General features: G+C 71.0%; 22 protein-coding genes. 13 read left to right on the top strand and 9 right to left on the bottom strand.

Translation table 11 applies throughout. The features are described from left to right. Window positions 1–18: 18 nt before the first annotated feature. Window positions 19–1,428 carry a type I glutamate--ammonia ligase gene (gene glnA / locus ABD207_RS14755; protein WP_344000445.1) on the bottom strand — a complete coding sequence of 470 codons (1,410 nt, stop codon included), beginning with the start codon at window positions 1,426–1,428 and terminating at the stop codon, window positions 19–21. 210 nt (window positions 1,429–1,638) lie between these two features. Here glnA and ABD207_RS14760 point away from each other — a divergent pair, with 210 nt between their 5' ends. Further along, window positions 1,639–2,106, top strand: a complete 468-nt coding sequence (locus tag ABD207_RS14760; protein WP_344013188.1) for an RDD family protein — start codon at window positions 1,639–1,641, stop codon at window positions 2,104–2,106. Window positions 2,107–2,260: 154 nt separating this feature from the next. Here ABD207_RS14760 and ABD207_RS14765 read toward each other — a convergent pair whose 3' ends face one another. From ABD207_RS14765 to lipB, 4 genes are all read right to left on the bottom strand, one after another. Then, window positions 2,261–2,962, bottom strand: a complete 702-nt coding sequence (locus ABD207_RS14765; protein WP_344013189.1) for a DUF4191 domain-containing protein — start codon at window positions 2,960–2,962, stop codon at window positions 2,261–2,263. Between the two features lie 32 nt (window positions 2,963–2,994). Beyond that, window positions 2,995–3,195: an SCO2195 family GlnR-regulated protein gene (locus tag ABD207_RS14770; protein WP_167996284.1), complete on the bottom strand. Its 201-nt coding sequence runs from the start codon at window positions 3,193–3,195 to the stop codon at window positions 2,995–2,997. Window positions 3,196–3,480: 285 nt separating this feature from the next. Next, complete coding sequence (gene lipA, locus ABD207_RS14775) at window positions 3,481–4,446, bottom strand: lipoyl synthase (protein WP_344013191.1); 966 nt, start codon at window positions 4,444–4,446, stop codon at window positions 3,481–3,483. 107 nt (window positions 4,447–4,553) lie between these two features. Continuing rightward, window positions 4,554–5,351 (bottom strand): lipoyl(octanoyl) transferase LipB, encoded by a 798-nt coding sequence (gene lipB, locus ABD207_RS14780; protein WP_344013193.1) that lies wholly within the window; start codon window positions 5,349–5,351, stop codon window positions 4,554–4,556. 278 nt (window positions 5,352–5,629) lie between these two features. Between lipB and ABD207_RS14785 the strand changes: the two genes are divergently transcribed. The 9 genes from ABD207_RS14785 (at window position 5,630) to ABD207_RS14825 (ending at window position 15,077) form a co-directional block, all read left to right on the top strand. Further along, on the top strand, window positions 5,630–7,093 hold the full coding sequence (locus tag ABD207_RS14785) for an NsdA family TPR-like regulatory protein (RefSeq protein ID WP_344013195.1): 1,464 nt from the start codon (window positions 5,630–5,632) through the stop codon (window positions 7,091–7,093). A 129-nt stretch (window positions 7,094–7,222) separates the two neighbouring features. After that, the gene (locus ABD207_RS14790; protein ID WP_344013196.1) at window positions 7,223–7,582 is read left to right on the top strand and encodes an arsenate reductase family protein; all 360 of its coding nucleotides are present in this window, start codon (window positions 7,223–7,225) and stop codon (window positions 7,580–7,582) included. Window positions 7,583–7,754: 172 nt separating this feature from the next. Further along, window positions 7,755–8,465: an RlpA-like double-psi beta-barrel domain-containing protein gene (locus ABD207_RS14795; RefSeq protein ID WP_344013198.1), complete on the top strand. Its 711-nt coding sequence runs from the start codon at window positions 7,755–7,757 to the stop codon at window positions 8,463–8,465. A gap of 419 nt (window positions 8,466–8,884) precedes the next feature. Next, on the top strand, window positions 8,885–9,913 hold the full coding sequence (gene glnII / locus ABD207_RS14800) for a glutamine synthetase (protein ID WP_344013200.1): 1,029 nt from the start codon (window positions 8,885–8,887) through the stop codon (window positions 9,911–9,913). Between the two features lie 85 nt (window positions 9,914–9,998). After that, complete coding sequence (locus tag ABD207_RS14805) at window positions 9,999–10,919, top strand: DUF6891 domain-containing protein (protein ID WP_344013202.1); 921 nt, start codon at window positions 9,999–10,001, stop codon at window positions 10,917–10,919. Between the two features lie 88 nt (window positions 10,920–11,007). After that, window positions 11,008–11,130 (top strand): hypothetical protein, encoded by a 123-nt coding sequence (locus ABD207_RS14810; protein ID WP_277350726.1) that lies wholly within the window; start codon window positions 11,008–11,010, stop codon window positions 11,128–11,130. A gap of 106 nt (window positions 11,131–11,236) precedes the next feature. Further along, the gene (locus ABD207_RS14815; protein WP_344013204.1) at window positions 11,237–11,884 is read left to right on the top strand and encodes a winged helix-turn-helix domain-containing protein; all 648 of its coding nucleotides are present in this window, start codon (window positions 11,237–11,239) and stop codon (window positions 11,882–11,884) included. A 176-nt stretch (window positions 11,885–12,060) separates the two neighbouring features. Beyond that, window positions 12,061–13,068, top strand: coding sequence for an NAD-dependent epimerase/dehydratase family protein (locus ABD207_RS14820; RefSeq protein WP_344013206.1), 1,008 nt, complete (start codon window positions 12,061–12,063; stop codon window positions 13,066–13,068). A gap of 455 nt (window positions 13,069–13,523) precedes the next feature. Continuing rightward, a complete protein-coding gene (locus ABD207_RS14825; RefSeq protein WP_344013208.1) occupies window positions 13,524–15,077 on the top strand; it encodes a DUF1996 domain-containing protein in 1,554 nt (517 codons plus the stop codon). Window positions 15,078–15,200: 123 nt separating this feature from the next. On the opposite strand, the gene ABD207_RS14830 is transcribed toward ABD207_RS14825, so the two are convergent. Beyond that, the gene (locus ABD207_RS14830) at window positions 15,201–15,665 is read right to left on the bottom strand and encodes a hypothetical protein (protein ID WP_344013211.1); all 465 of its coding nucleotides are present in this window, start codon (window positions 15,663–15,665) and stop codon (window positions 15,201–15,203) included. A gap of 187 nt (window positions 15,666–15,852) precedes the next feature. Between ABD207_RS14830 and ABD207_RS14835 the strand changes: the two genes are divergently transcribed. The 3 genes from ABD207_RS14835 to ABD207_RS14845 all read left to right on the top strand — a co-directional run bounded on the left by ABD207_RS14835 (window position 15,853) and on the right by ABD207_RS14845 (window position 18,976). Beyond that, the gene (locus tag ABD207_RS14835) at window positions 15,853–17,778 is read left to right on the top strand and encodes a hypothetical protein (protein ID WP_344013292.1); all 1,926 of its coding nucleotides are present in this window, start codon (window positions 15,853–15,855) and stop codon (window positions 17,776–17,778) included. A 62-nt stretch (window positions 17,779–17,840) separates the two neighbouring features. Further along, window positions 17,841–18,536 carry a TetR/AcrR family transcriptional regulator gene (locus tag ABD207_RS14840; protein ID WP_344013213.1) on the top strand — a complete coding sequence of 232 codons (696 nt, stop codon included), beginning with the start codon at window positions 17,841–17,843 and terminating at the stop codon, window positions 18,534–18,536. Next, window positions 18,533–18,976, top strand: coding sequence for a hypothetical protein (locus ABD207_RS14845; protein WP_344013215.1), 444 nt, complete (start codon window positions 18,533–18,535; stop codon window positions 18,974–18,976). The genes ABD207_RS14840 and ABD207_RS14845 overlap by 4 nt, the downstream gene beginning before the upstream one ends. A 39-nt stretch (window positions 18,977–19,015) precedes the next feature. Here ABD207_RS14845 and ABD207_RS14850 read toward each other — a convergent pair whose 3' ends face one another. The 3 genes from ABD207_RS14850 to ABD207_RS14860 form a co-directional block, all read right to left on the bottom strand. Further along, window positions 19,016–19,378 (bottom strand): 5-carboxymethyl-2-hydroxymuconate Delta-isomerase, encoded by a 363-nt coding sequence (locus tag ABD207_RS14850; protein WP_344013217.1) that lies wholly within the window; start codon window positions 19,376–19,378, stop codon window positions 19,016–19,018. A gap of 275 nt (window positions 19,379–19,653) precedes the next feature. Beyond that, window positions 19,654–25,056: a pullulanase-type alpha-1,6-glucosidase gene (gene pulA / locus ABD207_RS14855; protein WP_344013218.1), complete on the bottom strand. Its 5,403-nt coding sequence runs from the start codon at window positions 25,054–25,056 to the stop codon at window positions 19,654–19,656. 295 nt (window positions 25,057–25,351) lie between these two features. After that, entirely contained in the window at window positions 25,352–26,017 is a 666-nt protein-coding gene (locus tag ABD207_RS14860) for an LppU/SCO3897 family protein (RefSeq protein WP_344013220.1), read from the bottom strand. Window positions 26,018–26,121: the final 104 nt, after the last annotated feature.

Genomic DNA, 26,121 nt, shown 5'->3' on the forward strand with positions numbered 1-26,121 from the left:
ACATGGATCCCGCAGGGATCACACGTCGAAGTACAGCTCGAACTCGTGCGGGTGCGGGCGGAGCTGGAGGGGGGCGATCTCGTTGGTGCGCTTGAAGTCGATCCACGTCTCGATCAGGTCGGACGTGAAGACGTCGCCCTGGAGGAGGAACTCGTGGTCGGCCTCGAGGGCGTCGAGGACGGCGCCGAGGGAGGTCGGGACCTGCGCGACGTTGGCGTGCTCCTCGGGAGCCAGCTCGTAGAGGTCCTTGTCGATCGGCTCGGCCGGCTCGATCTTGTTCTTGATGCCGTCCAGGCCCGCCAGCAGCAGCGCGGAGAACGCCAGGTACGGGTTGCCGGAGGAGTCGGGGGCGCGGAACTCGACGCGCTTGGCCTTCGGGTTCGAGCCGGTGATCGGGATACGCATGGCCGCGGAGCGGTTGCGCTGCGAGTACACCAGGTTGATCGGCGCCTCGAAGCCCGGCACCAGGCGGTGGTAGGAGTTCACCGTCGGGTTGGTGAAGGCCAGCAGCGACGGGGCGTGCTTGAGGATGCCGCCGATGTAGTAGCGGGCGATGTCCGACAGGCCGGCGTAGCCCTGCTCGTCGTAGAAGAGCGGCTCGCCGCCCGCCCACAGCGACTGGTGGACGTGCATGCCCGAGCCGTTGTCACCGAAGATCGGCTTCGGCATGAACGTCGCGGTCTTGCCGTTGCGCCAGGCGACGTTCTTGACGATGTACTTGAACAGCTGCAGGTCGTCGGCGGCGGCGAGCAGCGTGTTGAACTTGTAGTTGATCTCGGCCTGGCCGGCGGTGCCCACCTCGTGGTGCTGGCGCTCGACCTTCAGGCCCGCCTTCTCCAGCTCCAGGGTGATCTCGGCGCGCAGGTCGGCGAAGTGGTCGACCGGCGGGACCGGGAAGTAGCCGCCCTTGTAGCGGACCTTGTAACCGCGGTTCTCCTCGATGGCGCCGGTGTTCCAGGCGCCCGCCTCGGAGTCGATGTGGTAGAAGGACTCGTTCTCGGACGTCTTGAAGCGCACGCTGTCGAAGACGTAGAACTCGGCCTCCGGCCCGAAGAACGCGGTGTCGGCGATACCCGTGGAGGCGAGGTAGGCCTCGGCCTTCTTCGCCACGTTCCGCGGGTCACGGGAGTACTGCTCACCCGTGATCGGGTCGTGGATGAAGAAGTTGATGTTCAGCGTCTTGTCGCGGCGGAACGGGTCGACCCGGGCGGTGGACAGGTCCGCGCGCAGCGCCATGTCCGACTCGTGGATGGCCTGGAAACCACGGATCGAGGATCCGTCGAAGGCCAGCTCCTCATCGGGGTCGAACGCCTCAACAGGCACCGTGAAGTGCTGCATCACGCCCGGGAGGTCGCAGAAGCGGACGTCGATGAACTTGACGTCCTCGTCCGCGATGAACTTCTTGGCCTCGTCGGCGTTCTGGAACATCCAGCTCCTCCTACTCCCGACCGCTGCGCCGGGGTGGTAGATCGTTGGTGCGGCCAGTGCGGGTGGCACACGCTGCGCTCGACCCTAGGGACGGGTGATTTCTCGGGCGTGACCCATTTGTTTCGCACAAGTTAACCGGCGCATCTCTCACGGTAGCTCCGACGCACCCCGGCGTACCCCGGTCATATCCGGGCGCAGTACCGTGGACGGGTGGACAACAGGCAAGCAATCGGATCATGGCTCTCCGGCCCGCGCTCGGCCATGGAGGCCGCCGGTGCCGACTTGGGCTACCGGGGCGAGCAGCTGGGGCTGCCGGAGTCGGGACCGGGGTCGATCGCCCGGCCGGGCCGCAGGCTCGGTGCCCTGGCTGTGGACTGGTCCCTGTGCGTCTTGATCGCATACGGTCTGATCACCGACGGCTACGGGCAGGCGACCGGCAACTGGGCGCTGCTGATCTTCCTGGTGCTCAGCATCCTGACCGTGGGCACGCTGGGCTTCACGCCGGGCAAGCGCCTGTTCGGTCTGCGGGTCGTCCAGGTCGGCACCGGCCAGGTCCACCCGGGCCGCGCCCTGCTCCGCTCGGTGCTGCTGTGCCTGGCGGTCCCGGCCCTGATCTGGGACCGCGACGGCCGCGGCCTGCACGACCGGCTCGCGGGCACGGTCGAGATCCGGCTCTGAGCCGGAGGCACTCACTTCCACGCGGCCGGCTACGGCTAGAGGACTTCCCATACGACTTCCCATACGACGGTGGGGCGCCCGGATCTCTCCGGGCGCCCCACCGTATGGGTGCGTCGTACGGGCCGACGGTCTGCCGGCCGGGCCGGGATGCGGCTCAGCGCATCTTCGGGCCGCCCTTCGGCAGCTTCATCCCCTTCGGCATCGGCCCCTTGGGCAGCGGCATGTTGCTCATCAGGTCGCCCAGGGCGCGCAGCCGGTCGTTGGTCGCGGTCACCTGCGGGCCGGTGAGGACACGGGGCAGCTTGACCATGGTGGTGCGCAGCTTCTTCAGCTCCACCTGGCCCTCGCCCGTGCCCACGATGATGTCGTGCACCGGGACGTCGGCGACGATGCGGTTCATCCGCTTCTTCTCGGCGGCGAGCAGGCTCTTCACCCGGTTCGGGTTGCCCTCCGCGACCAGCACGATGCCGGCCTTGCCGACCGCGCGGTGCACCACGTCCTGGTTGCGGTTCATCGCGACCGCGGGGGTGGTGGTCCAGCCCCGCCCGATGTTGTCGAGCACGGCCGCCGCTGCGCCCGGCTGTCCCTCCATCTGCCCGAAGGCCGCTCGCTCGGCGCGGCGTCCGAATACGATCGCCGTCGCGAGGAAGGCGAGCAGGAAGCCGAGGATGCCGAGATAGATGGGGTGACCGATCAAGAAACCGATCGCGAGGAAGACACCGAAGGTGACGATTCCGACAGCCGCGAGTACAAGACCGATCTTCTTGTCGGCCCTGCGGGTCATCTTGTAGGTCAGGGCGATCTGCTTCAGTCGCCCGGGGTTCGCAGCGTCCGCTGCAGTTTCCTTCCTCGCCATGCCACGAAGTCTACGTGGCTCCGCCGGCGGACTCAGCGGCGGGCGGACCGGGACTGCTCGAGGACGCGCTGTGCCTCCACCCGGTCCTTGGCGCGGCGGCGGTCCTCCAGCACGGAGGTCCAGGCATTGCGACGGGCGGTGCGCTGGCCGCCGCTCATCAGCAGCGACTCCACGGCCCGCAGCGCGGTGGTGAAGGACGGTATGGCGGTGGCGCGGACAGGCGCGGCCTGCATGGTGGAGGTCCCCCCTCGGTAAGGCTCCGGGTGACACACGGGGTGCACGTGCTGTGATTTTACTGTCACTGATTGGTGTTACCAGGGCGTGACCGGGTGGTCAAACGCCCATGAAGCCCTGGTACGCAGGCCCGGAACGCCGGCGCGGCCCCGACCGGTGCCCTCATCTGCGAGGACGGTCGGGGCCGCGCTTCTCGGCCATTACCAGCGAGTAGGATCTTGTGCGCGAATTCACACGCGGATCGGGCCTGCACAGGTTTGATCCGCGAAGGTCCGTTCCCTGCGTCAGACCGCCTGGGCGGCGATGTAGCTGCCCCGCTTCTCCACGGCCATCTGGTACAGGCGCCCGGCGCGGTACGAGGAGCGCACCAGCGGGCCGGACATCACGCCGGAGAAGCCGATCTCCTCGGCCTCCTCCTTCAGCTCCACGAACTCGTGGGGCTTCACCCAGCGCTCCACCGGGTGGTGCCGGACGGACGGGCGCAGGTACTGGGTGATGGTGACCAGCTCGCAGCCGGCGTCGTGCAGCTGCTTCAGCGTCTCACTGACCTCCTCGCGGGTCTCGCCCATGCCGAGGATCAGGTTCGACTTGGTGACCAGGCCGTAGTCGCGGGCCTTGGTGATGACCTCGAGGGAGCGCTCGTAGCGGAAGCCGGGGCGGATCCGCTTGAAGATCCGCGGCACCGTCTCCACGTTGTGGGCGAACACCTCAGGGCGGGAGGAGAAGACCTCCTCCAGCTGCTCGGGGACCGCGTTGAAGTCGGGGGCGAGCAGCTCGACCTTGGTGCGGCCGCCCTCGCGGCCGGCGGTCTGCTGGTGGATCTGGCGCACGGTCTCGGCGTACAGCCAGGCGCCGCCGTCCTCCAGGTCGTCGCGGGCGACGCCGGTGATGGTGGCGTAGTTCAGGTCCATGGTGACCACGGACTCGCCCACCCGGCGCGGCTCGTCGCGGTCGAGCGCCTGGGGCTTGCCGGTGTCGATCTGGCAGAAGTCGCAGCGCCGGGTGCACTGGTCGCCGCCGATGAGGAAGGTCGCCTCGCGGTCCTCCCAGCACTCGTAGATGTTCGGACAGCCGGCTTCCTGGCAGACCGTGTGCAGGCCCTCGCTCTTGACGAGGTTCTGCATCTTGGAGTACTCGGGGCCCATTTTCGCCCGAGTCTTGATCCACTCGGGCTTGCGCTCGATGGGGGTCTGGCTGTTGCGGACCTCCAGGCGCAGCATCTTGCGTCCGTCGGGTGCGACTGCGGACACGACCGGCTCCCTAACGATTGATTCTTCGGCGACCTTCAGGGTACGCCCGTGGATTTGCATGCCCGGTGTGAGTGCTGGCCCCACTGTCAACGCCGGGCGGACCGTATCTATGCCGGTGTCTTCTCGATCGTCCTCGGCTTGAGTTCCGCGTTCTCCAGCACGTCCCGCAGATGCCGCTCGACCACCGGCAGGACCTCCTCGACGGTGATGTCCCGGCCCAGCTCGCCGGCGAGCGAGGCCACCCCGGCGTCACGGATGCCGCAGGGGATGATCTTGTCGAACCACTTGTTGTCCGGGTTCACGTTCAGCGCGAATCCATGCATGGTGACGCCCTTGGCGACCCGGATGCCGATGGCCGCGATCTTGCGGTCCTCGCGGCGCTGGCCGGCGTTGGACGGGGCGTACTCCGGGCCGTTGAGGCGCGGGTCGAACTCCTCGTCGTGCAGCCGCGGGTCGAAGTCCAGGGAGAGCCCGCCGAGGGCGCGGCGCTGCTCGACCGGGTCGCCGAGGACCCAGACGCCGCTGCGGCCCTCGACCCGGGTGGTCTCCAGGCCGAACTCCGCACAGGTGCGGATCAGCGCCTCCTCCAAGCGGCGTACATGGGCCACCACGTCCACGGGGCGGGGAAGCTTCTGGATGGGGTAGCCCACCAGCTGGCCCGGACCGTGCCAGGTGATCTTGCCGCCGCGGTCCACGTCGATGACGGGGGTGCCGTCCAGCGGGCGCTCGCTGTCCTCGGTGCGCCGGCCCGCGGTGTAGACGGGCTGGTGCTCCAGGAGGATGACCGTGTCGGGCACCTCGTCGGCGAACCGTGCGGCGTGCACCCGGCGCTGCTCCTCCCAGGCCACCCGATAGTCCACGGCCTCGGCACCGAAACCCATCCGGACGAACCGCAGCTCACTCACGGCAAGCGCCTCCCTGCAAGTCGTAAGGCACGAAACGCACCCACGCCACTGTACGTCCGCGCGACCGGACGTCCTCCGTCAGCCTCAGGAGCCAATCCTCACACGATCGGATGAATGCCTCCCGAACGCTGCGATCGGCTGCTCACTCTCCGCTACATTCGCGCCGTCCGGGGCGCCATAAGGGCTGCTCACCGGCAATACGGGCACATCAGATCCACATCAGATCCACATCAGATCACGCATATCAGTTCGCCGGAAGGCAGGAGACCGCACCGCAGATGACGGAACGACCCGCGCAGCGCACCCCCAACCGTCAGCTCGCCGCGCTCATCGCAGAAGCGGGGTTCTCCAACGCGGGACTCGCCCGTCGGGTGGACCAGCTCGGTCTGGAACACGGGCTCGACCTGAGATACGACAAGACCTCCGTCACCCGCTGGCTGCGCGGGCAGCAGCCCCGCGGCACCACCCCGGCGCTCATCGCGGAAGTCTTCACCCGCCGCCTCGGGCGCCGCCTCACCGCGCAGGACCTCGGGCTGGACTCCTGCACCCCCGTCTACGCGGGCCTGGAGTTCGCCGCGACGCCCGAGGAGGCCGTGGACATCGTCAGCGGGCTGTGGCGCAAGGACTCCGGCAGCCACGCGGAGCTGCGCAAGATCGCCTTCACCTCGGCCGGACTCGTCGTCCCCAGCCGGGACTGGCTGATCGGCCGCCCCGACGAGCGGGTGGCCCGCGCCGAGCCGCCGGTCCGGATCCCGGCCCAGGGCCGCCCGGCCACCCGCCCCTCCGCCCCGGCCGACCTCGGCTCCCGGCGCCGCCAGGCGGCCGAGCGCGCCCCCGGCCAGCGGGTCACCGGCGGCGACATCGCCGCGCTGCGCTCGGTGGGCGAGCTGTTCCGCACCCTGGACGACGCCTACGGCGGCGGCCACGCCCGGCAGGCCCTGGTGCGCTATCTGGAGCACGAGTGCGAGCCGATGCTGCGCGGCACCTACGGGGAGCAGATCGGCCGCCGGCTGTTCGCCGCCGCCGCCGACCTGACCCGGCTGGCGGGCTGGACGTCGTACGACATCGGCGCCCACGGGCTCGCCCAGCGGTACTTCGTGCAGGCGCTGCGGCTGTCCCAGGCCGCCGGGGACCGGGCCTTCGGTGCCTATGTACTGGTCTCCATGAGCCGGCAGGCCGTCTACCTCGGGCACGGCCGGGAGGCGGTGCAGCTGGCGCGGGTGGCGCAGCAGGGCGCGGGCAGCTCCGTGCCGCCCGTGGTGCAGGCACTGCTGCACGCGGCCGAGGCGCGCGGGCACGGGGTGCTGGGCGAGGTGCGGGCCTGCACGGCCGCGCTGGTGCGCGCCGAGCGGGCCCTGGAGAGCGCCAGGCCCGGCGACGAGGTGCCGCACTGGGCGCGCTTCTTCGACGAGGCACAGCTCGCCGACGAGTTCGGGCACTGCCACCGGGATCTGCAGCAGTTCCGGGCGGCCGCCCAGCACGCCGAGCGCTCGCTCCATCTGCGCGCGCCCGGGTACGCGCGCAGCCGGCTGTTCTGCCGGGTGGTCCTCGCCACCGCCCGCCTCGGCCTCGGCGAACTCGACCAGGCCTGCCAGCTGGCGGCCGAGGCGGCCGGGCAGGCGGCGGAGATGCGGTCGGTCCGCGCGGTGGAGTACGTACGGGACTTCGAGCGCAGGCTGGAGCCCTACAAGGACGCGGTGCCGGTCCGCACCTACCGGGACAAGGTCGCCGCCCTCGGGTAGCGGCGACCGGCCGGCCCGGGATCCGGCGGGCCCGGCACGTGGCAGGCGGGCTCCGGGATCCGGCGGGCCCGGGGATGTGGAGGGCGGGCTCCGGGATTCCCCGGGGCCCGCGGGCGTACCGTGGGCCGCATGGAGATCTGGATCAATCCCGCCTGTTCCAAGTGCCGCAGCGCCCTCAGCCTGCTCGACGCCGAGGGCGCCGACTACACCGTCCGCCGGTACCTCGAGGACGTGCCGAGCGAGGACGAGATCCGCGAGGTGCTCCAGCGCCTGGGCCTGGAGCCGTGGGACATCACCCGCACCCAGGAGGCCACGGCCAAGGAGCTGGGTCTGAAGGAGTGGCCGCGGGACGCCGGGGCGCGCGACAAGTGGATCGCGGCGCTGGCGCAGCACCCCAAGCTGATCCAGCGGCCGATCATCACCGCGGACGACGGGACGGCGGTGGTGGCCCGCACGGAGGAGGCGGTACGGGACGCGCTGTCCCGGTGACGGCGGCCCGGCCGGCCGGCCCCGGCACGCCACCGCCGGCCGGCCCGTCCGGGCCACCGCCAACTGGCCTGTGACGCAGGTAACTTCCGCGACTTGGGTCAACCGCTGAGTAACTCCGTTCGGTATCTCGTACATAGCGGCGTACGCTCCCCTACCTCTTCAGGAGGCGCGCATGTCGCGTAGGAGAACTCTCGGCCCGAAGAAGAAGCTCGCGCTGCTGCTGAGCGCGGCCACGGTGGCGGGTGGCGGTGCCTTCGTCATGGCGAACACCTCGAACGCCGCGCAGACGCCGACCACCAAGTCGGCGGCGGACTCGACCGTGTGTCAGGGCCTCGCCACCGCGCTCGGCAACAACCAGCGCTTCATCGAGGCCCAGCGGGCCAACCCGGATGCGCAGTCCGAGGCGCGGATCGCCAACCGCGAGGCGGTCATCGAGGAGATCAAGCGCAAGCAGGAGGCGTCCGGATGCCAGGTTGGGGAGTCGGCTCAGGGCTCCCAGGCCGGGCAGCCGGCGGCGCCCTCCCAGCCCGCGCAGGGTGACCAGGCCGGCGGCGACCAGGCGGGCGGCGGCCAGCAGGCGGGCGGCGGCCAGCAGGCCGGCGGTGAGCAGGCGGGTGGCGGTGGCGCCGCTGCCGGCGAGCAGGTCTGCAAGGGATCCACGGTCACGCTGTCCGGCGAGGGCGGCGCCCCGGCCGCATCCAGCAACCAGTTCCCGGCGGGCACCAAGCTGAAGGTGACCAACCTGGACAACAACAAGTCCACCACGGTGGAGGTCACCTCCGTCTCCGGAAGCTGTGTGCTGCTCAACAACGCCGCGTTCGAGCAGGTCCGCGAGCCCGGCAAGTTCCTGATCCGCCGGGCAGTGATCGAGAAGGTGGGGTGAGGCCCGGGTCGTCAGGAGTTCCCTGAGGCGGCGGCCCGGTTCGGGGGGCGAGGCGTCGTTCGTCGGCAACGCCTCGGCTCCGGCCGCCGCCTCCACGCGGGCCCCGCCGCTCACGGCCACGAGCGGCGGGGCCCGCTCTTTGCGTACGACCGGACGAACAAGCGGACGAACGGCGTGACGAGCATCCGTACGAACGCACGGTCCGGCCGTGCCCGGGGGCGCGCGGCACACCGGCGTTCGGCATGCTCACAGAGTGAGGTCGCCCACAGCAGGCTCAGGTAACACGGGGTTCACACATGGGCAATGGCCGGGAAATCGCCTGTTGACAGGCTGCGGTGCATCGAGAGCGTGGCGCCCCGGTGCCGCAGCGCCAACGCACCCGCACAAGCGCCCAGACCCACCCCCGAAGGATGTGGACCGTGAGCTTCAAGGCTGAGTACATCTGGATCGACGGCACGGAGCCGACGGCAAAGCTGCGTTCCAAGACCAAGATCCTGTCCGACGACGCCAAGGGCGCGGACCTGCCGATCTGGGGCTTCGACGGTTCCTCCACCAACCAGGCCAAGGGCCACGCCTCGGACTGTGTGCTCAAGCCGGTCTTCGTCTGCCCGGACCCGATCCGCGGCGGCGACGACGTCCTGGTGCTGTGCGAGGTCCTCAACACGGACATGACGCCGCACGAGACCAACACCCGTGCCGCGCTGGCCGAGGTCGCCGAGCGGTTCGCCGCGCAGGAGCCGGTCTTCGGCATCGAGCAGGAGTACACCTTCTTCAAGGACGGCTACCCGCTCGGCTTCCCCAAGGGCGGCTTCCCGGCCCCGCAGGGCGGCTACTACTGCGGTGTCGGCTCCGACGAGATCTTCGGCCGTGACGTCGTCGAGGCCCACCTGGACAACTGCCTCAAGGCAGGCCTGGGCATCTCCGGCATCAACGCCGAGGTCATGCCCGGCCAGTGGGAGTTCCAGGTCGGTCCGCTGGCCCCGCTGGAGGTCGCCGACCAGCTGTGGGTGGCCCGCTGGCTGCTCTACCGCACCGCCGAGGACTACGGCATCGCCGCCACCCTCGACCCCAAGCCGGTCAAGGGCGACTGGAACGGCGCCGGCGCGCACACCAACTTCTCCACCAAGGCGATGCGCGAGTCCTACGACGCGATCATCACCGCGTGCGAGGCGCTCGGTGACGGCTCCAAGCCGCTGGACCACGTCAAGAACTACGGCGCCGGCATCGACGACCGCCTCACCGGCCTGCACGAGACCGCCCCGTGGGACAAGTTCTCCTACGGCGTCTCCGACCGCGGCGCCTCGGTCCGCATCCCGTGGCAGGTCGAGAAGGACGGCAAGGGCTACATCGAGGACCGCCGCCCGAACGCCAACGTCGACCCGTACGTGGTGACCCGTCTGCTGGTCGACACCTGCTGCACCGCGCTGGAGAAGGCCGGCCAGGTCTGATCCGCGCCGCACGCCCGAAGGAGGCGCCCACCCGGTCCGGTGGGCGCCCCCTCGCGTTGTCAGTGGGGCGTGCCATCGTGGGGCCATGGAGACCGACAAGGGCCTGGCGGTCAAGGCCGAGGCGGAGAACGGGCGTACGTACACACGGGTCACGGCCGAGCGGCTGCGGCAGCTGGTGCACGGGCTCGGCGGCCCGGGCGACCGCTGGCTGGTCCTGCAGCGGATACCGGACCTGCCGGACGTGTTCGCGCAGGTGTGGCACGAATCCGGCGGGGACTACCGTCTGGAGCACCGGCTCGGCGCCGACGGGCTCTTCGGCACGGATCTCCCGGACGCCGGCCGGGTGGCGGACCTGCTGACGGGCTGGGCGCGCCAGGAGCCCGGCTGGGACGCGGGCGTGGGGTGGACGCCGGTGGAGCTGGGTCCCGAGGAGGAGGTTCCCGAGCCGCCGCGGGAGGCGCTCGAGGTGGTCGAGGAGTTGGTGCGGCAGCGGCTGCACTGCGGCTACGACACCCGGGCGGAGCTGGTGGAGGCCGCCGAGGATCATCTGGTCGGCAGCGCGTGGGAGCCGCTGACGCGGGCGCAGGCCCGGCAGCTGGTCGACCGGCTGTGGCTGGCGCGGATCGCCGAGCAGCGGACCTGGGAAGGCGTCACCGACCCCGAGCGGCTGACCCGGGCGTTCCGGGCCCTGGACGCCGGCGGCATCACCGCCCGGGAGAACTTCAGCTGCTGCCGTGGCTGCGGGCTGAGCGAGATGGGCGCCGAGCGCCCGGAGGCGCGCGGTTTCGTGTTCTTCCACCAGCAGGGCACCGAGAGCGCGGCGGCGGGCGGCGGACTGTCGCTGTACTACGGCGGGTTCGACGGCTCGGCGGACACCACGGCGGCCGTCGGGCGCGAGGTGGTGGCGGCGCTGCACGCCGCCGGGCTGTCCACCACGTGGGACGGCAGCCCCGACCGGGCCATCACCGTCGAGCCGCTGGACTGGCGCAAACGGCTCGTGGGCTGAGGCGGCACAGGCCAGTTGCGGACGGCCGGGGCGTCCAGTGGGTGAGAGAGGACTCCTGCGGCGGAGCCAAGTCTGCTTCAATGGGGCCATGGCCAGCTTCCAGAAGAATCTCGCGACAGGTCGCCATGACCTCGAGCCCTTCTGGCCTTCCCGTCAGCACGACGACTTCGACCGGGTGTGTTGCCGCGCGAGCATCGCGCAGGCCCGCTGACACCGTTCACCCGGTTCCCCTCACGCCGTACCCCGGCGGTCTTACGGCCCGCGCGCACCGACGTCCATCCCTCGTCGTTCTCTCGCGCGAAAAGAGCTGACCTCTCATGGCGACCACTCGTTCCCTGTCCACCGCCTCTCTCGCCCGCGTCACCACCCCGGCCGGACACGGCCCCCGGCACCGGCTGCGAGCCGTCAGCCCGGACGAGCCGGTGAGTGTGGCGGACCTCCTGCCGCCGGGCGCCACCTGGCTGCCCGCACCGCAGCACGCCCTGCCCACCCTGCCGGGGCAGCCGCCGATGGTCGGCTACCTGGTGCTCTTCCCGGCCGACCAGCAGCCCCCGCTGCTCGCCGCCGCGGGACCCCGGGCCGCCACAGGGCCGCAGAGCACTGCACCAGGCCGCTCCGCAGCCGGCGCGGGCGCGGAGAACGCCACCGCGGCCGGCACCGGCACGGTCGAGGACCCCCTGATCCGCATCGACACCGTGCAGCGCACCGCCGAGGTCGACGGGCGCCAACTCGACCTCACCTACCTGGAGTTCGAGCTGCTGGCGCACCTGGTCGCGCATCCGGGCCGGGTGCACACCCGCGACCAGCTGGTCGGCACCGTCTGGGGCTACGGCCACGTCGGTGACGGCCGCACCGTCGACGTGCACATCGCCCGGCTGCGCCGCAAGCTGGGCCCGCGCTACCGGGGCACGATCCACACCGTGCGCCGCGTCGGCTACAAGTACGTCCCTCCGGCCGGCCGCTGACGCCCTCCCCCGGTCTCTCCGGGTCTCTCCCGGGCCTCTCGGGGCCTCTCGGGGCCTCTCGGGGTCACTCGGGGGTCACTCGGGGCCTCTCGGGGTCTCTCGGGGTCTCCCTCGGATCATCTGCCGACAGCAGATTCCCGTTCCCCCGCCCCGCCCGAGCGGGCAGAGTCACCGGCATGAGACTGCTGATGCTGGGGGGCACGGAGTTCGTGGGACGGGCCGTCGTGGCGGCGGCCCTCGGGCGGGACTGGGAGGTGACCGTCTTCCACCGGGGGCGGCACCCGGCGCCGCCGGGCGCCCGGGAACTGCTGGGCGACCGCACCGAGGTGGACGGGCTCGCCGCGCTCGACGAGGAACCGGGCACCTGGGACGTCGTCGTCGACACCTGGTCCTGGGCGCCGCGCGCGGTGCGGGACACGGCGCGGCTGCTGCGCGGGCGCGCCGGGCGGTACGTGTATGTGTCGAGCTGCTCGGTGTACGCCTGGGCACCGCCCTCCGGGTACACCGAGGAGGCCCCGGTGGTGGAGGGTGCCTCCCCGGACGCCGGGCAGACCGACTACGCCCGCGACAAGCGCGGCGGCGAGCTGGCGGCGGTCGACGCCTTCGGCGAGGACCGTTCCGTGCTGGTGCGGGCCGGGCTGATCCTCGGCCGGCACGACAACATCGGCCGGCTGCCCTGGTGGCTGAACCGGACGGCGCGCGGCGGCCCGGTCCTCGCCCCGGGGCCGCGGGACCTGCCGCTGCAGTACGTCGACGTGCGCGACCTCGCCGAGTGGATCCTCGGCGCGGCCGAGCAGGGGCTGAGCGGCCCGTACAACCTGATGTCCCCGCAGGGGCACACCACCATGGGCGAGTTGCTCCAGGTGTGCACGGAGATCACCGGCGGCGTGGCCGAGCTGCGCTGGGCGGACCCGCGGGTGATCCTGGACGCCGGGATCGAGCCGTGGACCCAGATGCCGATGTGGGTGCCGCCGGGCAGCGAGGGGTACCGCGCCCTGTACTCCGCGGATGTGTCCCGCGCGGTCGGGGCGGGGCTGCGCTGCCGGCCGGTCCGGGAGACGGTGGCCGACACCTGGGCGTGGCTGCGGAGCATCGGCGGCACGCCCCCGCGGCGGCCGGACCGGCCGGCCGTGGGGCTGGACCCGGAGGTGGAGGCGAAGGTACTGGCGGCCTCCGGGGCGTAGGGGGCGTAGGCCCGCCGACGGACCCGATCAGCCCGCCGGCTTTTCCCCGACCCGCGCTCGGCCGGCACCCGGCCCGCACTCGGCCGGCACCCGGCCCGCACTCGGCCGCCGGTGCCGGAACGAATCGGACCATCGACCGGCACACCACCGGCATCGCCACGAAACCGGGCCGTGCGCTCCCGTACGGGAGGCAACCCGCGCGTGCCGGTGGTTCCCGCGTATCCCGACCACGGACGGTGAAACCGGACGCTGAGATCCACCCCCTGTGCGGGATCAGCAACTCCCGGTGTTTCAGGGCCTGTTGAAACCCCCGAGACCATACGAACTTCTCTGCAATTCGCGGGACGGGTGAACACCCGTGGTGCGGCTTGCGTACTCAAGGGAGCCGCTTCACTCCTGTCGGGCGCCTCGATGCCCCGCAATGGGATGCCCCGCAAGGAAGTCAGAGGAGTTCCATGGGACGCAACACAAGAAAACGCCGTACGCCGCTGGCCACCAAGGCCATAGCCGCATCGGCGGCCCTAGCGCTCGGTGGGGGCGGGCTGATCTGGGCGAACTTCTACGCCTCGGCGCACGAGAAGAGCGGGTCCGACAACCGGACACGGTCAAGTGCGGCACAGATCGCGACGATCAACTGTCCGGACGTCGGCCAGAGGCTCACCAAGGTCCCGCGCAACGCGCGCAGGGGAGTCGCCCGGGAGCTGGCACAGCTCGACCAGCAGGTCACCGCCGCCTACAAGCGACTGGCTGAGACGCGGCAGGCTCAGGCGGGGGACCCGGACTACGTCAGCAACTCCATCCTGGGGCCGCTGAAGTCCAAGCGGGCGGCCACCCTCGACCGCATCCGCACCGCCATCAACCGTGCGGGCGGCCAGGCACCGCGCAACCTCGGCGGCTTCGCCAGGTGCGAGGGCGTCCCGGCGGACATCAACAACGGCGGCCAGGACCAGAACAACAACGACGGGCAGAACCAGGACGGCGGCCAGAACCAGGACGGTCAGAACCAGGACGGAGGCCAGAACCAGGGAGGCGGCGGCCAGGACAACGGTCAGGGCGGCAACGGCGGCCAGGCGGGCAACGGCCCGGTCGCGGACGACTTCATCAACATCGAGGACGTCCAGCCCAACGGCGGCCCGCAGGGCGTGAACGGCAACGGCCTTCCCGCCAACGGTGACACCGGTTCGACCGGAACCTTCACCACCAACTGCGGCACCAACGAGAACGAGAACCGCAACTCGGACAACGTGATCGTCGCGCCCGGCGTGTCCAACGGTGCGCAGCACCAGCACGACTACGTCGGCAACCAGAACAACAACGCGTTCGCCAGCGACGAGGACCTGGCCAACGGCGAGACGTCCTGTGAGAACCAGGGCGACAAGTCGACCTACTACTGGCCGGTGATCCGTCTGCAGAACGGCCAGGACGACATCGACGCCAACCAGCCCGGTGGCGGTCAGGACGGCAACGTCGGCCAGATCGTCGCGCCGTCCCAGGCGGAGCTGAAGTTCGTCGGCAACAAGACGAGCGACGTCGTGGCGATGCCGCGGGCCCTGCGCATCATCACCGGTGACGCCAAGTCCTTCGTGAACGGCCTGAACAACGCCAACACGAACTGGAGCTGCACCGGCTTCGAGGACCGCGTGGTGACCGACAAGTACCCGATCTGCCCCGAGGGCAGCTCCGTGGTGCGGACGTCCTTCTTCCAGAGCTGCTGGGACGGCCAGAACATCGACAGCGCCAACCACCGCACGCACGTGGACTTCGTCGAGGCGGACGGCAGCTGCCCGAACGGCTTCCAGGCCATCCCCCAGCTGCAGGTCCGGCTGGTCTACGACATCCCGGCCCCGCAGATCGTGAACGGGCAGGTGCAGAACGCGTACGCGCTCGACTCCTTCCCGGACCAGCTGCACAAGCCGATCACCGACCACAACGACTTCATCAACTTCTTCGACGAGGACCTGATGAACGAGATGGTCGACTGCATCAACAGCGGCAGGGACTGCCAGTAGTCCAGACCCGGTAGGAGGCACAGGAGAGCCGGTGGCGGGAATCCCGCCACCGGCTCTTCTCGTTTGCCCCTGGTGGCTCTCGTTGCCCCTGGTTGCCCCTGGCTGCGAGCGGATCTCCCGGGGTCAGCCGTGATGACCACCGCTGCCGTGGCCGCCGCCCCCGCCGTTGCCGCCCTTGTTGTGGCTGCCGCCGGGGTTCATGTGCTCGGAGCCCTCCTCGAGCGTCCCGCCGAGCACGGACCGCAGTTCCTCCACCGTCCTCTCCTCGCCCACGGCCACCCACTTGCGGCCGACGAGGTAGTAACCGCCGTAGTCCTTGGCACCGTTCAGCCACTCGCGCTGACCGCGGTCGGTGGAGAAGGTGGCGAGGATGTACTTCTGCTCGCCCCGCTTGCAGATCGCCTGGCGGATGGTGTCGGCGTCGGTCTGCATGTTCGGCTTGCACTTGGCCTCGGCCGCGATGTGCTCCAGGCTGCCGGTCACCTCTTTCGGAGGCGCCGCCTCGCCGTCGCCGCCGGATCCGCAGCCGGCCAGCGCCAGGATCGCCGCCGCGCCGCTCAGCGCGAGCATCGGTCGGGTCAGCTTCATGTGTTCCTCCGGTCCTTAAGGTCCATCGGCGACAAGCCGCACGGAGCCCCGGCGAGGGGGCCCTCGCCTCTCATACGGCTGAGACGGTCCGAGCACTCAAATGCCACGCACGCGGGCTCGTTGCGCCGTACGGGGTGTGACGGGCCGGGTCAGGTGACCATCCGTGCATTCGCTCGTTCTGCTGAACGTGCAGTCACAGGATGTCGCCCAGCGCCCCTCCGATCCCGAATCCCCCACCGGCCCGGTGGTCGATGTGGAGCAGGCCGAAGCCGCACTCATCGAGCACTACCCGCGGCTCGTGCGGCTCGTGTATCTGGTGCTGCCGCCGGCGCTCGGGCGCAGCAGACGGGTGCTGACCGCGCACGCCCTGACCCAGCGCGCGCTGCCGCGCGGGCAGGCGCCCGCGCCGGTGATCCCCGCCCAGTCGGCGGGCCCCGGCAGCGACCCGGGGTACGCCCTGGTCCGCCTGCAGGTGGTGCGTGCGGCGCTGGAGGCGGGCCTGCCGCTGAAGCGCAAGGCGTGGCCCAAGCGGGCGCAGCTGCCGCCGCTGCTGCCGCAGGTGTGGGGGCTGAAGCTGTTCCCGCGGCCGGGCGGCGCCGATGAACTCGCCCTGGACCAGAAGCTGTCCGCGCTGTCCGGTGCCGGCCGTGCCGCCTACGCGCTGCGCGGCCTGGACCGGCTGCCGGACGGCGAGGTGCGCAAGGTGCTCGGCGAGGCGGGGGTCGACGACCCGGACGCCGCGCTGGCCGAGGCGGACTCGGTGCCCGCCGAGTACGGGCTGCTGGAGTCCAGCGAGTTCGACCCCTGTTCGCTGCAGGCGCGCCCCACCGATCTGATGCGCCGCCGCCGGCATCTGAAGGTCGCGCTGGCCGCGGGCGCCGCCCTCGCCGTGTGCGGCATGCTGCTGGCGCTGCCCGGCGACGGCTGGGGGCCGGACGGGGCCGCGGCGCCGCCGTACGCGCAGAACCCGGCCGCGCAGGCCGCGCTGGACCCGGGCAGGCTCACCCGGGTCTCCCCCGCCGCCTGGAAGACCTCCGCGCGCACCGACTTCTCGGTGTGGCCCGCGCGCGGCGCCCTCGTCCGTGACGAGGCCCTGCTGCGCCGCGCACTCGCCGTGTGGGCCCGGCCCGGCGACACGGTGAAGGTCTCGCAGACCCCGGGCACCCCGACCGGCGGGCCGGCCGGGCCGCCCCAGCTGCTGTACGCGGGGACGGTGGACGACTCCCGGGTGGTGATCCTCCACGACGGCCTGCGCATCGTGCGCTACGCCGAGCCGCGCGAGGGCACCCGGGGTGCCGCCCTCGACTTCGCCCGGGTCGACGGTGCCGGCCGGGCCGAGGCGGGCGCAGTGGTGCTGAGCCGAACCGACGGCAACGTCCGCTATCTGACCGCCCCCTGGGTGCGCAAGGCCGGTGAGCGGGACCTGCGCTCGCCGGGCGGCGGCGTGATGGACCTGGAGCTGACCGACGGGGTGACGGCACCGCTGGCGAGCCCGACCCTGCGCAGGGACGGCTGCACCTCGTGGAACGTGCTGCAGCTGACCGACGGCACCGGCACCCGGCTGGTGACGGACCTGGGCGAGCTGGTGCCGGCGCGTCTGACGGCCGGGCCGCCCGGCGAACCGGCCGAGGCCTCCCGCGCGCAGGCGCTGCGCACCTGGGCGCCGTACGCCTGCTCGCTGGGCCTGCTGCGCTCGGCCGGAGTGCGCAGCGTCAACGCCTGGGCGTATGCGCACCAGCCGCTGCCGCACACCGACAACGAGGCGACCTGGCTGTGCACGCGGGCGGAGACCTGGCGGGGCGAGGGGGCGCGGGTGCTGGCCCAGTTCCACACGCCCGGCGGGCGGTTCGGTGCCGTGGCGGCCCGGGCGGAGAACGTGCCGGCCTGCGGGCCGCGCAAACCGGAGGTGCTGGCCGGGGTGCTGTGGAAGTCCTCCAAGGGCTCCTGGTACCTGCTGGCGGCCGGCAGCCCCGGCACGACGTCGGTGAGGGCGACCGGCGGCATCGAGGCGTCCGCGGAGGGCCGGATGCTGACCGCGAAGGCGCGGCGGGGCTCCCAGGCCGACCTCAGCGCCACCCTCGAGGGCGGCGACTCGGTCCGCGGCCTGCGCTGACGGTGAACACCGGTGGCCGCTCCAGGACGTTCGAGTCCGGAATCGATCGGTAAGGTGTTCGCATGAGCACCGGGGTACGCCGCAGGATGGGAGTCGAGGAGCGCCGCCAGCAGTTGATCGGTGTCGCCCTCGAACTGTTCAGCCGCCGTTCGCCCGACGACGTCTCCATCGACGAGATAGCGTCGGCGGCCGGTATCTCGCGCCCGCTGGTCTATCACTACTTCCCCGGCAAACTCAGCCTGTACGAGGCCGCCTTGCAGCGTGCCTCCGACGATCTGGCGTCCCGGTTCGCCGAACCGCACGAGGGCCCGCTGGGAGCGCGGCTGCTGCGGGTGATGGGGCGCTTCTTCGACTTCGTGGAGGACCACGGCCCCGGCTTCTCCGCCCTGATGCGCGGCGGTCCGGCGGTCGGCTCCTCCACCACCAACGCCCTCATCGACTCGGTGCGCCAGGCCGCGTACGACAACATGCTGTCGCACATGGGGGTGGTGGGCGAGGCGCCGCCGCGGCTGGAGCTGGTGATCCGCTCGTGGATCTCACTGGTGGAGTCGACGGCGCTGATCTGGCTGGAGGGCAAGCGCATTCCGCGCGGCGAGCTGGAGGCACAGCTGGTGCACGACTTCGCGGCGCTGGCCGCGGTCGCCGCCACGCACGACGAGGAACTGAGCACGCTGCTGCGCACCCTGCTCAAGGACGAGCCGGGCGACGGCCCGTTCGCCGATCTCGCGGCCCGGCTGCTGACGCTCGCCTCGTCGTGACCGCTACGACGACATGGGGTCTGGTCGTCGAGACGACCGTGGGCGCCGCCGAGCGCAAGCGCACCGAGGCCCAGGTGGTGGCGCTGGTCGAGGGGACGCGTGAGGAGGCGCTCGCGGAGCTGGAGCGGCGGGCGCGCGAGCATGTGCCCACCCACCCGTTCCACCACAAGCGGCGCCGCCTGCTGAGGAGCCACGACGGGTTCCTGCTCATCGTCGACGGGGCGTGGAGCTCGTTCCTCACCCGGTTCAGCGTGGCGGAACTGCTGGAGGACTCCGCGGCACCGGCCCCCGGACCGGAACCCGCCGTCGAAGAACCGGATCCCGTCGCCGAAGAGCCGCCGCCGGCCCCTCCGCGTCCCACGCCGGAGCAGCTCGCCCAGCGGGACGAGGACGGGGTGCCGGTGGTGCCGCCGTGGCTCGGCCGCCGCGACCTGCTGTGAGCCCAGGGCCTGTCTTTCGTCGAGATGTGGAGGACAGGCCTACTCGCTGTCGGACTTCCGGTAGGAGGCGGCCTCCATCTCCCGGATCTCGGCGGAGGCGTGCAGGATCAGCCCGGCCGGCTGCTTGAGATGCCGGCGCAGCAGCTCCAGCGCGGTCTCGGTGAGCCGTGCCTTGGTCTCCTCGGTGCGCCCGGGGAACAGGCCGATCTGCACATGGACCACCGCGTGCCCCTCGGTCTCCGAGCCGGCCACGGCCTCCTCGACGCGCCGGAAGCGCGTCTTGCACGACGACGGCGACGCGGACGCGATCTCGCCCACCGCGCCGTGCAGCTCGCGGGCGAACGCCCTGCGGTCGAATCCGTCCGCGAGCTGCTCGGAGTAGTCCACGGTGATCTGCGGCATGAGCCCTCCTGTTCGGTGTCAGGAGGGCTCACCCTAGGGCCTGTCGAATCTTGCCGCGGGTCGCGGGGTCTGGCACGCGCATCTGCGGCGTTGTCGTCGGTTGGCGACTCCCCCACGCTCGGCTGCGCTCGCGCGGGAGGGACCCCCATCGCGTCGCCGCCCTCCTCCGCCTTGCAGCTGCACGCACCAGACCCCGCTCGGGCCGGCTGAAAGAGCACCGCCACCGGACGCGACAAGATCCGAAAGACCGGCCCTAGCCGCAGCTCAGCGGTTGGTCAGCGGGTGAACACCGCGACCGTGCGGGCCGGGACGGTGAAGGTGCCCGTGTCCTTCGCGTAGGACGAGGTCTTCACCACCGCGTCGCCGCCCGCCGCCTGCACCGGGTGCAGGCGGTAGCCCGTCCCGGCGAGGGAGGCGACGCGCTGCTCCTGCCGCTCGGGGGTGGCGTTGAAGACGATCACCAGGTCACCGAGCTGCATGGTGATCACGCCGGGCGTCTCGTCCTTGCCGGAGAGCGGGAAGGACAGGCGGGACTGCACCTGCTCGGCCGTGTCCAGGGAGAACACCTTCTCGGTGGCGCGGATCCTCAGCAGGTCCCGGTAGGCGGCCGAGGCCCCCTCGATCTGCGGGCAGCCGGCCTTGATCACACCGAGCAGCGGCTTGGCGTACGGCCACTTGTCCTTGTTGTCGGCGGCCGGCGGCAGCCCGCGGCCGAAGCCGTTGCCGTCGGCGCAGTTCCAGTGGATGGCGTTGAACCAGTCGCCGCTGTCGTAGGAGTTGCGGTCCAGGGACTTGGAGCGCAGCAGGTCGGTGCCCGCCTGGGAGAGCGCCGGGCCCTGCGAGAGGGTGGCGGTCGCCATGGCGAGGACCTGCATGCGCGCCCGGTCCGCGGCCGGGGTGTCCTTCGGCAGCTTGAAGGCGAGCGCGTCGAACAGGGACTCGTTGTCGTGCGCGTCGGCGTAGGCGAGGGCGTCGCCGGGTGCGGCCGCGTAGCCGGCGGGTGAGCCGTTGTAGTCGACCTGGGAGCCCTTGACCCGCTTGCCGCTGGTGTCGGTGAAGGTGTAGTCGGCGAGGTTGCCGCTCAGGCCCACCTTGATGAGGTCCTGGTAGTGCAGCAGCCTGGCCTTCTGCTCGGCCTCGGTGCCGTTGCTCTTCGAGGAGTTGGGGTCGGTGTAGAGGCCGGAGGCGAAGCCCTGCACGCCGGGGTCCTCGTCGAAGGGTCCGCCGCCGCGCACGGCGTCACGGGCCCGGTCGGAGAAGGTGGCGATGCCGGTGCCGGCCATGTTCTTCTGGGTGGCCTGCTCGAAGCGGGCGTCGTCGGCGATCTCGCCGAAGTTCCAGCCCTCCCCGTACAGGATGATCTTCTTGCCGTCGACGCCGTCCTTCTCCAGGGTGAGCGCGTCGAGGGCCTTGCGGACGGCGAGCATGTTGGCCTTGGGGTGGTGGCCCATGAGGTCGAAGCGGAAGCCGTCGACCTTGTACTCCTTGGCCCAGGTGACCACGGAGTCGACGACCAGCTTGCCCATCATCGCGTTCTCGGGCGCCGTGTTGGAGCAGCAGGTGCTGTTGGCGACGGTGCCGTCGGCGAGCAGCCGCTGGTAGTAGCCGGGCACGATCCGGTCGAGCACGGAGGTCTTCGCCTGGCCGTGGGCGGCGGTGTGGTTGTAGACCACGTCCATCACCACGCGCAGGCCGTCCTCGTTGAGCGCCTTGACCATCTTGCGGAACTCCACCGTGCGGGCGGTGCCGTCCGGGTCGGTGGCGTAGGAACCCTCGGGGACCGTGTAGTGGTACGGGTCGTAGCCCCAGTTGTAGGCGTCCTTGGCGGCGGTCTTCGCGACGCATTCCTGCTGCTTGTCGCTGTCGGCCGGGTAGGAGGCCAGGTCGCAGCCGGGCACCGCCTGGTCGGACTTGCGCTCGGGGATGGTGGCGATGTCGAAGGCGGGCAGCAGGTGCACGTACGAGGTGCCGGCCTTGGCCAGCTTGCGCAGGTGCTTGCTGCCGTCGCTGTCCTTGTCGGTGAAGGCGAGGTAGGTGCCGCGGTGCTTCGCCGTGCGGTCGGCGACGGAGAAGTCGCGGATGTGCAGCTCCTGGATCTGGGCGTCCTTCAGCGGCACGGCCTTCGGCTTGGCGTAGCCGTCCCAGCCGCGCGGCTTGAGGGACGTGTCGGCCAGGTCGACGGCGAGGCTGCGCTCGGAGTCGGTGGTCAGGGCGACCGAGTAGGGGTCGGTGACCTTGTTCGTGACGATCCGGCCCGCGTCGGGCGCCCATACGGTCACCGCGTACCGGTACGGCTTGCCCTTCCAGGAGCGGGGACCGGTGACGGACCAGACGCCGGAGTCGTCGTCGCGGTTCATGCGCACGGTGCGGCCGTCGATCTCCAGCGACACCTGCTGTGCGGTCGGCGCCCACACCGACAGGGTGGGCCGGCCGTGCCGGAACACCGGGCCGAGCCGGGACTTGGTGGCGTCGCCGGCGTACAGGTCGTCCAGGACGCCGGCGATCTGCACGCCGGTCGCGGCCGGCACGGCGCCGTCGGCGGTCCGCTGGGTGGCGACGACCTGGCCGCGCAGGGCCTCGCGCACGGCGCCGCGGTCGCGCGGGTCGATGGACCAGGCGGTGCCGTCCTTCAGGTGCGGGAACTTCTTCTTCTGGGCGTCGGTCAGGCCGGTCTTGCGCAGCCGCAGCCAGCGTGCGTCGGTGTCGGTCAGGATGCCGTCCTGCACCTTGATGGAGCCGGTGCGGGAGGCGAGCAGCTGGGTGGAGGCGGCGCCGTCGGAGCCGTTCCAGACCACGGTGTCGCGGTCGATCCAGACCGCCTTGGAGGTGGTCAGGTCGAGGGCTGCCGAGGACCCGGCGGCCTGCGGCAGCAGGTACGTCTCCTGGCCGTTCAACAGCCACACCTCGTGACCGCTGGCCGTGAGGTCGAGGGCCTGGTCGGTGGGCAGGTCCTTCTCGTCGCCCTTGTGGACGATGTAGCTGAGGCTGGTGGCACCCTCGGCGAGCGGCACCTCGAAGACCGCGCCATAGGAGTCAGTCTTCACCGGTTCAAGGGGCTTCGCCCAGTCGGTGGGGTTCGCGGCGCCGGCCCACACGTGCAGGCCCCAGCCGTCGTAGTCGCCGTCCGCGCGGTGGTAGTGCAGGACGGCCTTGCTCCTGTCCTGTTCGGGGTAGCCGGGCCGTTCGGTGGTGACGGTCTCCTTGCCCTGCTCGATCCAGATCTCGCCGTGCTGGGTGACGTCGATGGTGCGGTCGGCGGCGACGTCCTTGTTGCCGTCCTTGTCGATCACCAGGAAGCCGACGTCGGAGGCGCCGGGCTTGAGCTTGACCCAGGCGAAGGCGCCGTAGGCGTCCCGGCCGGCGAAGGGGTGGCTCTTCGGCCACTCGGTTGCCTCGCCCTCGGCGAGGTCGCCCCAGGCGTACAGGCCCCAGTCGTCGTAGTTCCCGTCGGCGCGCTTGTAGTGGACGATCGCGTAGTCACGGGCGGACGCGGTGGGCGGGGTCTCCACGGGCGGGGTGCCGGTGGTGGAGGCGGCCATGGCGCTGTCGGTGCGCCCGGCCGAGTCGATCACCACGGCCTTGTAGCGCAGGGCGGTGCCGGCCGGCACGTCCTCGCCGATGGTGTGGGTGACCTTGTAGGGGGCGTGGTCGGCGGAGCCGAGGGTCCGCCAGGCGCCGTTGCCCGTCTGGGCGGCGAAGACGACCCGGTTGAGGCCGCCGCCGTCGACGTCGGCGGTGAGCTCGACGGTGCCGGTGGCTCCGGCCTCGGGCGCCTTCAGGGTGATGGTGGGCGCGGTGGCGGGCCGGGCGAGGGGTCCGGCCGCCTTGAGGACGATCGCCGAGTGGGCCGGGACGGTGACGGTGATCTTCTTGTCGGCTCCGGTCCGCACGGTGGCGTCGGTGCCGTACACGCCCTTGAAGGTCATGCCGGCCGAGCCGGTCGCGAAGGTCGCCTGCTTCTCGCTTCCGGCGTTGTTGAGGGCGACCACGTACTCGGTGCGGGTCCTGGCGTCGGTGCGGGAGAAGGCGTAGACGCCCGGTCCGTCGGCGGCGTACCGCTCCTGCTGCACGCCGTCGGCGAGTGCCGGGTGGGCCTTGCGGAGCTCGGCGAGCTCGCCGATCCGGCGGTAGAGGGGCGAGCGGGTGTCGTAGGTGTCCTCGGCGTGGGTGCGGTCGGTGCCGATGAGGTCGTCGTCGAGGTAGTCGGCGGTGCGCGAGGCGAACAGGGTCTGGCGGGCGTCCTTGTCGCCGCCGGCGCCGGTGAAGCCCTGCTCGTCGCCGTAGTAGATGACCGGGTTGCCGCGGCTGAGGAACATCAGCTCGTGGGCGAACACGTCCTTCTTCAGCAGTTCGGCGTCGGAGGCCTTGGGGTTGTCCTGCTCGAGGAACGTCCCGATGCGGCCCATGTCGTGGTTGCCGAGGAAGGTGACCTGCTCGTACGCGTTGGCCGTGCCGGAGGTGTACTTGTAGTCGTCGCCGAAGACGGAGGAGAGCGCGGCCGCGCTGCCGCCCTGGGAGGCGTACCGGCGGGCCGCGTCCTGGAAGGGGAAGTCCAGGGTGGAGTCCAGCCGGCCCTGGGTGACATACGGGGAGGTGATGTCCGTGTCGGCGGAGAACACCTCGCCGAACATGAAGAAGTCGTCCCGGCCCTGCTTGGCGGCGTAGGCGTCCAGGGCGGTGGCCCACTGGGTCCAGAACTCCATGTTGACGTGCTTCACGGTGTCGATCCGGAAGCCGTCGATGCCGAAGTCCTTCACCCAGCGCTGGTAGATCTTCTTCATGCCCTCGACGACCTCGGGACGCTCGGTCCACAGGTCGTCCAGGCCGGAGAAGTCGCCGTAGGTGGTGGACTCGCCGGCCCAGGTGGAGTCGCCGCGGTTGTGGTACATCGCCGGGTCGTTGAGCCAGGAGGGGACCTTGAGGTTCTTCTTGGCTGCCGGGACGACGGGGGTGCGCGGGAAGGTGCCGGCACCGGTGGGCGGGAACTTCTTCCGCCCGTCGGCGTAGTCGGCGTCGTCGAAGGGCCTGCCGTCCTTGGTGAGGTACGGGAAGGCGCCCTTGGAGAGGTAGCTGTAGGACTTCTCCTCGTAGTCGACGACGTCGGCGGTGTGGTTGGTGATGACGTCGAAGAAGACCTTCATGCCCTTGTCGTGGGCCTTGTCGATGAGCTTCTCGAGGTCCTTGTTGGTGCCGAAGTGCGGGTCGACCTGGGTGAAGTCGGTGATCCAGTAGCCGTGGTAGCCGGCCGAGGCGTCCTTGCCGGTTCCCTGCACGGGCTGGTTCCTGAAGATGGGGGCCATCCAGATGGCGGTGGTGCCGAGGCCCTTGATGTAGTCGAGCTTCTTGGTCAGGCCCTTGAGGTCGCCGCCCTGGTAGAAGCCCTTGTCGGTGGGGTCGTACCCGGTGGTGAGCCGGGACCCGGTCAGACCGCCGCGGTCGTTGCCCCGGTCACCGTTGGCGAAACGGTCCGGCAGGACGAAGTAGAACTGCTCGCGGGTCAGGTCGTGCCGCGCGGGCTCCTTGGCGAGCCGGGCGTCCGACGGCGGCGCGGGCGGGGCGTCGGCGCGGGCGGCGAGCGGCTGCACAAGTGCGGCGGCCAGCGCGGCGACGGTGACGGCGGCGACCCGTCTGCCACGCGCGGATCGGCGCCCCGGGGGCGCGGGCCAACTGGGTATCACAGGGTGCACTCCTTGCGATGACGGCTCATACGGGTCCGACCCCACGCCCTGGGGACGACCGATTCGGCCACGTCACCGGGGCGCCCGCGCGACCGTACCGCTGTTGAAAGCTTTACAGCAAGACTTGTGAAAGCGGCGGCAAGAACTTCCAGGAGGAGCTTTCCGGCAGGGGCGGACGAGTTGGGCACGACACAGGCCCGCACAGGCACCCACAGGCCCGCACAACGGCGCGCCGCCGGCTCCCCGAGGGGAACCGGCGGCGCGAAAGTGCCGTGTGACGGTCCGCCAGGCTGTCTCAGGCCGCCTTGCGGCCGCAGATCACGTCGTAGGGACGACCGATCCCGAGGGTCAGCTTCAGCGGGTCGGTGGTCTTGGCGGGGCACTCGGACTCCGTCTTGACCAGGTCGAGGACCTTGTAGTCGTCGGGGCCGGCCGACGCGCAGGGGATCTCCTTGGCGGTGGAGTCGATGCAGTCGCCCTTCACCAGCTGGCCGCCGCCGGCGCCCGCGTCACCGGGGTGGTCGCCGGAGAGGTTGCGGCCGCAGACGGTGCTGGAGGGGATGCCGCCGCCGCCGGACGAGCCGAAGCTGATGGACACCTTGATGATGATGTCGGTGCCCGCCGGGCACTGGATGGAGTCGTCCAGGATGGCACCGTCCATGATCTTCAGGGCCTTGAAGGTGGCGCCGGAGTCGTCGCAGTCGAGCTTCTTGTAGCTGTCGGACCCCTTGTCCGGGTCCGGCCCGCCGCAGTCGCCCACCTTCCAGCCGTCGGAGTCGCCGCCCTTGTCGTCCGAGGAGGACGAAGACGACGACGAAGACGACGAGGATGACGACGGCGACTCGTCGTCCTTGAAGTAGTTCCACGCGCTGATGATGCCGATGATGATCAGCGGCACCAGCACGGCCTGCAGGCATCCTGCCACGCGTCCGCGGGGACGCTGAGTGTTGTTCACAGCCATGCGGATGGCTCCCCCTTGCGGCGCGAACGAGCGGCGCGGGGAGGGACCGCGCCGCACCTCCTCGTCCCCGGCGGGGGAGTTCCTTATCCCGCGCTTACGCTAGC

This window comes from Streptomyces thermospinosisporus, from assembly GCF_039526425.1.
GTDB classification, from domain to species: domain Bacteria; phylum Actinomycetota; class Actinomycetes; order Streptomycetales; family Streptomycetaceae; genus Streptomyces; species Streptomyces thermocarboxydovorans.

Coding starts and splice junctions, on each gene's coding strand:
- glnA (WP_344000445.1), bottom strand. CDS start 1,428: ATGTTCCAGAACGCCGACGAGGCCAAGAAGTTCATCGCGGACGAGGAC.
- ABD207_RS14770 (WP_167996284.1), bottom strand. CDS start 3,195: ATGCAGGCCGCGCCTGTCCGCGCCACCGCCATACCGTCCTTCACCACC.
- ABD207_RS14795 (WP_344013198.1), top strand. CDS start 7,755: ATGTCGCGTAGGAGAACTCTCGGCCCGAAGAAGAAGCTCGCGCTGCTG.
- ABD207_RS14810 (WP_277350726.1), top strand. CDS start 11,008: ATGGCCAGCTTCCAGAAGAATCTCGCGACAGGTCGCCATGACCTCGAG.
- ABD207_RS14790 (WP_344013196.1), top strand. CDS start 7,223: ATGGAGATCTGGATCAATCCCGCCTGTTCCAAGTGCCGCAGCGCCCTC.
- ABD207_RS14820 (WP_344013206.1), top strand. CDS start 12,061: ATGAGACTGCTGATGCTGGGGGGCACGGAGTTCGTGGGACGGGCCGTC.
- ABD207_RS14805 (WP_344013202.1), top strand. CDS start 9,999: ATGGAGACCGACAAGGGCCTGGCGGTCAAGGCCGAGGCGGAGAACGGG.
- ABD207_RS14765 (WP_344013189.1), bottom strand. CDS start 2,962: ATGGCGAGGAAGGAAACTGCAGCGGACGCTGCGAACCCCGGGCGACTG.
- ABD207_RS14815 (WP_344013204.1), top strand. CDS start 11,237: ATGGCGACCACTCGTTCCCTGTCCACCGCCTCTCTCGCCCGCGTCACC.
- ABD207_RS14850 (WP_344013217.1), bottom strand. CDS start 19,378: ATGCCGCAGATCACCGTGGACTACTCCGAGCAGCTCGCGGACGGATTC.
- ABD207_RS14830 (WP_344013211.1), bottom strand. CDS start 15,665: ATGAAGCTGACCCGACCGATGCTCGCGCTGAGCGGCGCGGCGGCGATC.
- ABD207_RS14825 (WP_344013208.1), top strand. CDS start 13,524: ATGGGACGCAACACAAGAAAACGCCGTACGCCGCTGGCCACCAAGGCC.
- ABD207_RS14785 (WP_344013195.1), top strand. CDS start 5,630: ATGACGGAACGACCCGCGCAGCGCACCCCCAACCGTCAGCTCGCCGCG.
- ABD207_RS14860 (WP_344013220.1), bottom strand. CDS start 26,017: ATGGCTGTGAACAACACTCAGCGTCCCCGCGGACGCGTGGCAGGATGC.
- ABD207_RS14840 (WP_344013213.1), top strand. CDS start 17,841: ATGAGCACCGGGGTACGCCGCAGGATGGGAGTCGAGGAGCGCCGCCAG.